The sequence below is a fragment of the Nonomuraea sp. NPDC001684 genome (assembly GCF_053596515.1).
The window spans coordinates 1-8,996 of the sequence record NZ_JBSFGJ010000382.1; the positions used below are offsets into that span (position 1 = coordinate 1).

Below are 8,996 nucleotides of genomic sequence, written 5' to 3' on the forward strand. Positions count from 1 at the left end.
GATGTCTTGGAGTGACAGACCTCTTCTACAGCGGCTCCGCTGTTTTGTTCACCGGTCTTGACGAACCGCCCTCACCCTTAACTGAACGGCGTTGCCTCTAGCCCCGTTCTCCGCACCTGGACGATCGTCCGGCCGTCAAGGGCACGGAGTCTTCTGGGCGGCGGCTGCCGTCAACCCTTGTGTTCGTGATCGTAGGCGGCCTGGGCGGCGGCGACGGCGGCGCCGTTTCGCTTGGCCCAGTCGGTGAGTTCCAGCAGCGACTTGTGGAGTTCCCGGGCCATCTCCGTCAGCGTGTACTCGACCTTGGGCGGGACGACCGGATGGACGGTGCGTACGAGCAAGCCGTCCCGCTCCAGCTTGCGCAGCTTGAGCGTGAGCATGCGCCTGCTGATTCCGTTGATCGAGCGTTCCAGCTCCGTGAACCGGACGGGACCCTGCGCAGCGGCCACCAGGATGCCGATGCTCCACTTCCCGGAGACGTGATCGAGGACCTCCGAGACCGGGCACGCCTCGCGGGCCAGGGCTGACACATCGATGTGACTCTGGGACATGAAAGTGCCTTCTTCCGCCGGGCTGGACAGTCACCAATCATGTACTCCGTATCAAATCGTGCACCAAGCCGGAAGGTGGCCCCATGCTTCAGGAACTCGCAGACCGCACCGCGATCGTGGACACCGTCATCGCGTACGCGACGGCCCTGGACGCCAGGGACTGGGAGACCCTGGGCGCGCTGTTCACCGACGACGCCTGCTGGGAGTACAGCGGTTCGGGCGAACGGCTCCGCGGACCTGAGGCGATCATCGCCAGGATCAGCGCCAGCATGGAGCGATTCGACGCCACCCATCACCTGAACGGCAACCATGTCGCCACAGTGCACGGTGACGAGGCCGAGCACTCGTGCTACTACCAAGCCCAGCATGTCCGCCTCGGTCTGCCCGATGGCGAGAAGTTCCTTGCCGGGGGTCGCTACGACGACCGACTGCGCCGCACCCCGGACGGCTGGCGGTTCACCCACCGCAGGATCACCAGCGTCTGGAGCGAGGGAAACCCCGCCGTGATCGCGTCCTGACGGCAGGCTGCGAAGATCCACATGTGCGGTGAACGGGTCTAGCCGGACGCGGCGGTCTTCCGCACGCGGGAGGTCTCGGCGGAGAGCGGCGTGCCGTCCTGGCCGAGCGGGTGCAGCCGGGGCAGCTCCCGCCCCTGGCCGTCGACCAGGACGGAGTGCGGCTCGTCCGGCGCGAAGGCGTGGCGCTCGCCCCATTGGCGCAGGGCGACGACGGCGGTGAAGAGGTCCCGCCCGGCCTCGGTGAGCCGGTAGGCGTGCCGCCTGCCGTCGGCGGCGCTCCTGTCGAGGATGCCGTGCTCGACCAGCTTGCGGAGCCGGTCGGTGAGGATGTTGCGGGCGATCCCCAGCCGCTGGTGGAACTCGGTGAAGGTGGTGGCGCCGTCCATCGCGTCACGGACGATCAGCAGGCTCCACCGGTCGCCGACCAGGTCGACGGCGCGCGCGACCGGGCAGGCCGGGTCGGTCCAGGCGTTTCCCGCAGCGAGTGTGACGTCCACTGAACCCTCCGATCAGTTGCAATTCGAAACCATTATGCCCTAGCCTCCGATCGGTTGCATATTGAAACTAATCGGGGAGTGACATGTCGCCAGGACTGACCGGAAGGCAACGGATCGTGCTCGCGCTGGTGTGCGCGGTGGCCGTGTCGCCCGTCTACGGCATCCAGCCCGTCCTCCAGGCCGCGGGCCGGGACCTCGGGCTGGCGGACGGATCACTGGGCCGGCTGGTCGCCGCCGGGCAGATCGGCTATCTGGCGGGGCTGGTGCTGCTCGTCCCGCTCGGCGACCTGTTCGACCGGCGCCGGCTCATCACGGCCCACCTGCTGCTGACGGCGGTGGGCGCCGGGGTGGCCGCCGTCGCGCCCGGCGGCGGCCTGGCGATCGCGGGCCTGGCCCTCGCCGGGCTGTTCGCCGTGGTCGTCCAGGTCACGGTGGCCTACGTCGCCGCCGTCTCACCGCCCGCCGAGCGCGGCCGCAACATCGGCACGGTCACCTCGGGCGTGGTGGCCGGGATCCTCGGGGTCCGGATGGTCGCGGGCCTGCTCGGCGAGCTGGCCGACTGGCGGGCGGTCTACCTGGTCATCGCCGCGTCGTGCGTGCTGCTCGCGTTCGTCGCCCGCCTGGTCCTGGACGCCGACGTCCGGCGTCCCCGGGTCTCGTACGGCCGGTCGCTGTCGTCGCTGGGCCGGCTGGTGGCCGGGGACCGGCTCCTGCTCAGCCGGGGGCTGATCGCGTTCTTCCTGTTCGCCTCCTTCGGCACGTTGTGGAGCGGGCTGGCGCTGCCGCTCGGCGCCGCGCCGTGGCACCTCGGCACCACCGAGATCGGGCTGTTCGGGCTCGCCGGGCTCACCGGCGCGCTGGGCGCGGCCCGGGCCGGCCGCTGGGCCGACCGGGGCCTGGCGTCCTCGGTCACCGGCTGGTCGCTGGCGCTGCTGGCCGCCTCCTGGCTGCTGACCGCCCAGGCGGGGTGGTCGTTGTGGCTGCTGATCGCCGGCGTGGTCGTGCTCGACTTCGCCGTGCAGGCCGTGCACGTCAGCAGCCAGCACCTGCTCACCACCGCGCGTCCCGACCGGAGCAGCGGGGTCATCGGCGCGTACATGGCCTGCTACTCCCTCGGCTCCGCGCTCGGCGCGATCACCACCACCTGGGCCTACAGCCTCGCGGGATGGCCGGCCGCCTGCCTGCTCGGCGCGGCCTACGCCGCGCTCGGGCTCGTCGTCGCCGTCTCGACCCGGCGGCTCACCGCCGCGCCGGCGGCACGCGCGTCCGCCTCGGCCTGAACGGGGTCAGGGCAGGTCGAGGATCGGCACGAGCTGCTCCTCCTCGTACGCCAGATGCGCTTCGAGCTCGTCGGTCAGCCGCTCGATCTCCGCGCGCACCCGCACCGGGTCGTCACCCGACAGGGCCTCCTTCAGCTCCGCCACCAGCACGCTCACGCGCTCATGCTCCACGGCCAGCCGCTCGATCACCGGGGCGAGCGCGGGATGCCGCTCGGCCAGCGCCGGGAACATCATCGTGTCCTCGCCGGTGTGATGGTGGTGCAGCCCCTGGCACATGGTCAGGCAGTTGACGCGCAGCTGCACGCCCAGGCCGGGGCGTCCGGTGTCGGCCAGCTCCTTGCGGATCAGCGCGAGCTCGCGGCGGAAGCCGTCGTGCACCAGCTTGAGGTACGCCCCGCCGGAGGGCGCGGTCGACCGGGGCGGCCCCGGCACCACCTTCAGCGCGACGACGGGGATGATCCGGGTCGTCTTGGCCTGGTAATCGGCCCAGCCGGGGTCGCTCTCCACGGCGCGGGCGAAGGCGGCGTCCCGTTCGGCCCCCTCCAGGACCTCCGCCTCGACGTCGAAGACGAAGACGCCGCTCTCGACCGTGGCACGAGGGTTGGCCCGCAGGTTGTGGTACCAGGCGGGGTTCCTCGGCGCCCCGCCGGCGGAGGCGATGACCAGCATGCGCTCGCCGCCGTCCGGCAGGTAGCCGAGCGGGGTGGTGTGGGGCTTGCCCGAACGGGCGCCGGTCGTGGTGAGCAGGAGCAGTCTCGCTCCCTCGAAATAGCCGCCGACCTGGCCGTTGTTGGCGCGGAACTCGTCGATGACCTGCTTGTTGAAATCCACTCTTCTCCATGGGTGATGGTCTCTGCTCTGACGTGCTGAGGAGGAGAAGAGGAAGCGGCGGGCCGCGCGCCCGCCGGGCGATCACGCCAGGGCCGGGCTGCTTTCTGGTGCGTGGCCCAAGGCCGACCCGGCAGTCACGGAGGTGACGCTACTTCATCAAGATATTTTTCGCAAAGCCGACAAACCTCCAGACCGGGTCCGCGGTGGTCCGGCGTCGGCACGATCGCGCACCGGCGCCGGACCTCACCGCCTCCCGTGGAGGCGCCCGCCGCGGCTACTCGGCGTAGGGCTGGTCCTGGCCCTGCTCGCTGTAACCCAGGCTCCAGACGTAGCCGTCGGGGTCGGCGAAGGTGCCGCCGTACCCGCCCCAGGGCAGGGCGCCGGCGGGCTTGAGGATGGTGGCGCCGGCCTTCTCGGCCTCCTCCATGATCTCGTCCACCCGCGCCTCGCTGCGGACGACATAGGTGAGCACGACCCCGCTGAACCCGCTGCCCTCCGGGCTCAGCCCGATCTGGCCGGCCAGGCCCTCGCGGCCGTAGAAACCGACGGGCGAGGCGCCGTCGGACTCGAAGAACACCGAGATGCCGTAGTCGTTCTGGATCTTCCAGCCCAGGCCCTCGGTGTAGAACCGCTTGGCCGCCTCCATGTCGCGGACGGCGAGGAGGATAGAGCTGACGTGCGCTTTCATGCCGTGTCTCCTTGGCGCTTCAGACGTTTTCCGACGATGAGAGCAACGCTACGGAGGACGCCCGGCCGGGCGCTTCTCGAATCCTGACCGGTTGGACCGGCCTCTGCCTGGGCGCGGCCCTCGCCTGCGCGCTCCCCTGGAAGGGCACGCAGGACCAGCGGTGATCCCCCGCACACGAACGACGGGCCCCCGCGATCTCGCGGGGGCCCTTTCTCGTTGCCGCGTGCCGGTGATTTGACGAGCGTCCCCCTATTGTACGAGGATCCCGAACTGTACGTTTTTCCCGAACAATCGTATGAAGGTGGACATGAGACGCCGACCCGGCCTGATCCTCGCCCTGCTGGCCCTCTCCCAGCTGATCACCTCCCTCGACTTCAACATCGTCTTCGTCGCCCTCCCCCGGATCGGCGCCGACCTGGACTTCTCCCCGCAGACCCTGCAGTGGGTGGCCAGCGCCTACGCCGTCGCGTACGGCGGGTTCCTGCTGCTCGGCGGCCGGGCGGCCGACCTGCTCGGCCACCGCCGGATGTTCGTGGGCGCGCTGGCGCTGTTCGCACTCGCCTCCCTGGCCGGCGGCCTGGCGCAGAACCCCGGGACGCTGGTCGCCGCGCGGGCCGCGCAGGGACTGGGCGGCGCGCTGCTGTTCCCGGCCACGCTGGCGCTGGTCAACACCGGTTTCGCCGAGGGGGCGGCGCGCAACAGGGCGCTGGCGGTGTGGAGCGGCGCCGGAGCCAGCGGGCTGGCGCTCGGGTCGCTGCTCGGCGGCCTGCTCACCGGCGCCTGGGGCTGGGAGGCGGTCTTCTACGTCAACGTGCCGCTCGCCGTCGTCGCGATCGCCGGAGCCTGGCTGCTGCTGCCCGCCGACGGGGCCCGCGCGCGGGGCCGCCGGTTCGACGTCCCGGGCGCGGTGCTGGCCACCGGCGGCGTCAGCCTGCTCGCCTACGCGCTCATCCAGGGCCCCGAGTCGGGGTGGAGCTCGCCGCTGATCACCGGCGGGTTCGTGCTGGCCGCCGTGCTGCTGGCCGCCTTCGTCGCGGTCGAGAGGGCGGGCGCCGACCCGCTCATGCCGCTGCGGCTGTTCGGCAACCGCAGCCTCAGCTCGGCCGTCGCGGTCATCCTGGTCTTCGGCGCCACGTTCAACGCGCTGCCGTACTTCCTGACCGTCTACTTCCAGACCGTGCTCGGGTACGGCGCCGTGGCGACCGGGCTGGCGTTCCTGGTGCCGTCCCTGCTGATCGCGCTGGGCACCCAGCTCGGCGGGCGGCTGGCCGGGCGGATCGGGATGCGGGTGACGCTGCTCCTCGGCACCGTCGGCGGGGCGGCGGGCACCGCGCTGCTGGCGATGGGGATCAGCGCCGACGGCTCGTACTGGGGTGTGCTGCCCGGCATCGTCGTGTCCGGTGTCAGCCAGGGCCTCACCTGGACCGGGATGTGGATCGCCTCGGCCACCGGCGTGGCGGCGGGCGAGCAGGGGATCGCCTCCGGCATGGCCTCCACCGCGCTCCAGGTCGGCGCGGCGCTCGGGCTCGCGGTGCTGGTCGCGGCCGGCGGGGTGGGCGAGGCCACCGGCCCCGCGCTCGCCTCGGGGATGCGCACGGCGGTGCTCGTCGCGGCCGCGGGCATGCTGCTCGGGACGGTCGTCGCCCTCACCTTCGCCCGCCACCGCGCCACCGCCGCCCCGCTGCCCGCCTGACCTGTGGGGCGTGGGCTCAGCCCTGGCGCAGGCGGTCGTAGAGCAGGCAGATCGCGCCCGATTCGGTGGTCGTCAGGTCGGTCAGCGACCAGTGCGTGGCGGGCAGGCCGTCCTCGAACAGCCGGGCGCCGCCGCCGGCCACCTCGGGGCAGAGCGTGATGCTGAGCCGGTCCAGCGCGTCCGCCTCCAGCAGGGCCCTGATGACGCTGCCGCTGGCCAGGACGACGACGTCCCCGCCGGCCTGCTTCCTGAGCCGCTCGACCTCCGCGGCGGGGCCGCCCTCGGCCAGGCGGGAGTTCTGCCACGGCGCGTCCGTGAGGGTCGAGGAGAAGACGATCTTCTCGGTCTCGTCGAGCCACTGGGCGAAGGCCCGGTCGCGGGGGTCGGCGTCCTCGTCCTTGGCGACCGCCGGCCAGAAGGAGCCGAAGCCCTCGTAGTTCCTGCGGCCGAGCAGGACGGTGGTGGCCGCGCCGGTCACCCGGATCATGTGGTCGCGGGCGCCGTCGCTGAGGGCGTGCGGGACGATCCAGCTCATGTCGTACTCGCCGCCCGGGCCGCTGACCCGGCCGTCGAGGGACAGCGAGATGTTGCCGACGACCCTGCGGCCCTGGATGGTGTCGTGCTGCGTCATGTCCGGCTCTCCTGGTGAGGTGTTCGTTGCGATGGACACGATCCTGCCGTCCCGGGCGGGCCGGGAACATCGGCCACCTGGCAGAGATGCCGCCGGTCCCCTGGCCTATTTGCTGGCATACTTCGGGCGATGTCTGATGTCCGTCATGTTCCGGCAGAGTTGTCGTCGTTCGTGGGCCGGGCCGAGGAGCTGGCGGCGGCCGGCGAGGCGGTGGCGGCCGGGCGGGTCCTGACCCTGACCGGGCCCGGCGGGTGCGGTAAGACCCGGCTGGCGATGCGCCTGTGCCGGGCGGCGTCCGGGGCGTGGCCGGACGGCGTGTTCTGGGTCGGCCTGGAGCAGGAGACCGACGGCGGCCAGGTCGGTCGCCGGATGGCCGCCGCGCTGGACGTCCCGCTGCCCGCCGACCGGGACCCGCTGCCGGTGCTGGCCGCCGCGCTGCGCGAGCGCGAGCTCCTCGTCGTGGTCGACAACTGCGAGCACGTGCTGGACGACGCGGCCGGCGTCGTCGCGGCCGTCCTGGCCGGGTGCCCGCGGGTGGCGGTGGTCGCCACCAGCCGGTCCAGGCTCGGCGTGCCCGGCGAGCGGGTGTGGCCGGTGCCGCCGATGAGGCTGGCCGACGCGCTGGAGCTGTTCCTCGAACGCGTCCGCGCCGGCGCCCCGGACGCGGCCGGGGCGGCCGAATCGCAGGCCAGACGGATCTGCGACCGGCTCGACCGGCTACCCCTAGCGCTGGAGCTGGCGGCCGGCTGGGCGGGCGCGCTGTCGCTGGCCCAGATCGCCGACTCCCTGAGCGCCCCCTACGCCCTCCTGGACGGCGGCGCGCGGACCACCCCCTTCCGGCAGCGCACCCTGCAGGCGTCGATGAGCTGGAGCCACGACCTGCTGGACGACGACGAGCGGGTGCTGTTCCGGCGCGCCGGGGTGTTCGAGCCGGGCTTCACCGCCGACGCCGTCACCCGCCTGGCCGAGCTCGGCGGGCCGAGCGCCGGACGCCTGCTCAGGGCGTTGCGGGGGCTGATCGACAAGTCGCTGGTGGTGGCCGACACGACCGGCCCGGTGGCCCGGTACCGGATGCTCGGGGTGGTGCGGGCGTACGCGCTGGACCGCCTGGCGGCGGCGCGGGAGGAGACCGCCGCGCGCGACCTGCACCTGGACGTCCACGCGTCGTTGCCGGCCGAGCTGGCGCCGCTGCTGGAGACCGACAAGGACGCCTGGCGGGCGCGGTTGGGCGCCGCCTACCCCAACGTGCGGGCCGCGATCGAGTGGGGGCTGTCGCGTCCGGACCCGGCGCGGGGGCGGCGCCTGGCCGCGGACTGCGCGTGGCTGTGGCACCTGGAGGGACGCGGCGCCGAGGGGGCCGCGCTGCTGCGCCGGGCCGCGGCGCTCGGCGCGGACGAGCGCGGCCCGCTCCGGGCCCGGGTCCTGACGGCGCTGGCCCTCGTGCTCAACACCGCCGAGCCGGGGATCGAGGCGTTCGAGGTGGCGCGGACGGCGCGGGACCTGGCCGAGGCGGCCGGCGCCCCGGAGGCCGCCCGCCCGGCCGGGCCGCTGATCGCGCTCGGCCTGCTGGCGACGGGCCTGCCCGAGGCGCTGGCCGAGGCCCGCGCGGTGCGGGACGAGGCCGTCCGGGCCGGGGACGGGTTCGTCGCCGACAGCGCCGAGGCGATCACCGGCCTGGTGCACGTGCTCGGCGACGACTACCGGCGGGCGATCGAGTGCTTCGAGCGGGCTGTGGAGCGGCTGGTGGCGCGCGGCGACCGCGGCGTGGCCTCCTTCGCGCTGGGCTGGTGGGCGCTGGCCGCCGCCCGGTCGGGCGCGCTGGAGCGGGCCGCAGAGCTGGCCGGACGGGCCGTCGAGACCGCGGAACCGCTGCGTGACCTGCACTGGACCGGCTCGGCCCGGGTCGTCCTGGCGGAGATCCGCATCCTGCAGGGCCGCCTGGACGAGGCCGCCGCCGCCCTGGAGCCCGTGGACCGGCTGATCGACGGGCTCGGGCGGCTGCCGTTCATCACCGGGTGGGAGCGTTGCCAGGCGATGCTCGCGCTCGGGCACGACCGGCCGGGCGAGGCGGTGGAGTGGTGCTGGCGGGAGGGCCGCTGGCAGGAGGAGCCGGACGCGGCGTGGCTGGCGCCCGACACCCAGCTCGTGCTGGCGGCGGCGCTGCGCAGGACGGGCGAGGAGGCGGCGGCGACGCGGCTGCTGGACGCCCTGTCGCGCTCGCCGGTCACCGCGCGCATGCCGCGCGTGCGGATAGACGCGATGGCCAGCGTGCGAGCGGACACCGATGCCCCAGGCGTAATCGATAGG

The 8,996-nt window shown here is 73.2% G+C and carries 9 protein-coding genes; 4 read left to right on the plus strand and 5 right to left on the minus strand.

Annotated elements, in window-relative coordinates; translation table 11 throughout:
* Nucleotides 1-170 precede the first annotated feature (170 nt).
* Complete coding sequence (locus tag ACWCSD_RS40495) at nt 171-551, minus strand: winged helix-turn-helix transcriptional regulator (RefSeq protein ID WP_397163056.1); 381 nt, start codon at nt 549-551, stop codon at nt 171-173.
* A gap of 83 nt (nt 552-634) precedes the next feature.
* On the opposite strand from ACWCSD_RS40495, the gene ACWCSD_RS40500 reads away from it, so the two are divergent.
* Complete coding sequence (locus tag ACWCSD_RS40500) at nt 635-1,069, plus strand: nuclear transport factor 2 family protein (protein ID WP_449922818.1); 435 nt, start codon at nt 635-637, stop codon at nt 1,067-1,069.
* Between the two features lie 38 nt (nt 1,070-1,107).
* Here ACWCSD_RS40500 and ACWCSD_RS40505 read toward each other — a convergent pair whose 3' ends face one another.
* Nucleotides 1,108-1,566 carry a winged helix-turn-helix transcriptional regulator gene (locus ACWCSD_RS40505; RefSeq protein ID WP_358300295.1) on the minus strand — a complete coding sequence of 153 codons (459 nt, stop codon included), beginning with the start codon at nt 1,564-1,566 and terminating at the stop codon, nt 1,108-1,110.
* A gap of 83 nt (nt 1,567-1,649) precedes the next feature.
* On the opposite strand from ACWCSD_RS40505, the gene ACWCSD_RS40510 reads away from it, so the two are divergent.
* Nucleotides 1,650-2,846: an MFS transporter gene (locus ACWCSD_RS40510; protein WP_449922820.1), complete on the plus strand. Its 1,197-nt coding sequence runs from the start codon at nt 1,650-1,652 to the stop codon at nt 2,844-2,846.
* 6 nt (nt 2,847-2,852) lie between these two features.
* Here ACWCSD_RS40510 and ACWCSD_RS40515 read toward each other — a convergent pair whose 3' ends face one another.
* Nucleotides 2,853-3,677, minus strand: coding sequence for a nitroreductase/quinone reductase family protein (locus ACWCSD_RS40515; RefSeq protein ID WP_397163062.1), 825 nt, complete (start codon nt 3,675-3,677; stop codon nt 2,853-2,855).
* Nucleotides 3,678-3,951: 274 nt separating this feature from the next.
* Nucleotides 3,952-4,365 (minus strand): VOC family protein, encoded by a 414-nt coding sequence (locus ACWCSD_RS40520; protein WP_397163064.1) that lies wholly within the window; start codon nt 4,363-4,365, stop codon nt 3,952-3,954.
* Between the two features lie 307 nt (nt 4,366-4,672).
* On the opposite strand from ACWCSD_RS40520, the gene ACWCSD_RS40525 reads away from it, so the two are divergent.
* On the plus strand, nt 4,673-6,058 hold the full coding sequence (locus ACWCSD_RS40525) for an MFS transporter (RefSeq protein ID WP_397163065.1): 1,386 nt from the start codon (nt 4,673-4,675) through the stop codon (nt 6,056-6,058).
* A 16-nt stretch (nt 6,059-6,074) separates the two neighbouring features.
* On the opposite strand, the gene ACWCSD_RS40530 is transcribed toward ACWCSD_RS40525, so the two are convergent.
* Nucleotides 6,075-6,689 (minus strand): dihydrofolate reductase family protein, encoded by a 615-nt coding sequence (locus tag ACWCSD_RS40530; protein ID WP_397163066.1) that lies wholly within the window; start codon nt 6,687-6,689, stop codon nt 6,075-6,077.
* Nucleotides 6,690-6,818: 129 nt separating this feature from the next.
* Here ACWCSD_RS40530 and ACWCSD_RS40535 point away from each other — a divergent pair.
* Nucleotides 6,819-8,996 (plus strand): ATP-binding protein (locus ACWCSD_RS40535; protein WP_449922824.1); only part of this gene is annotated, 2,178 nt, incomplete at its 3' end.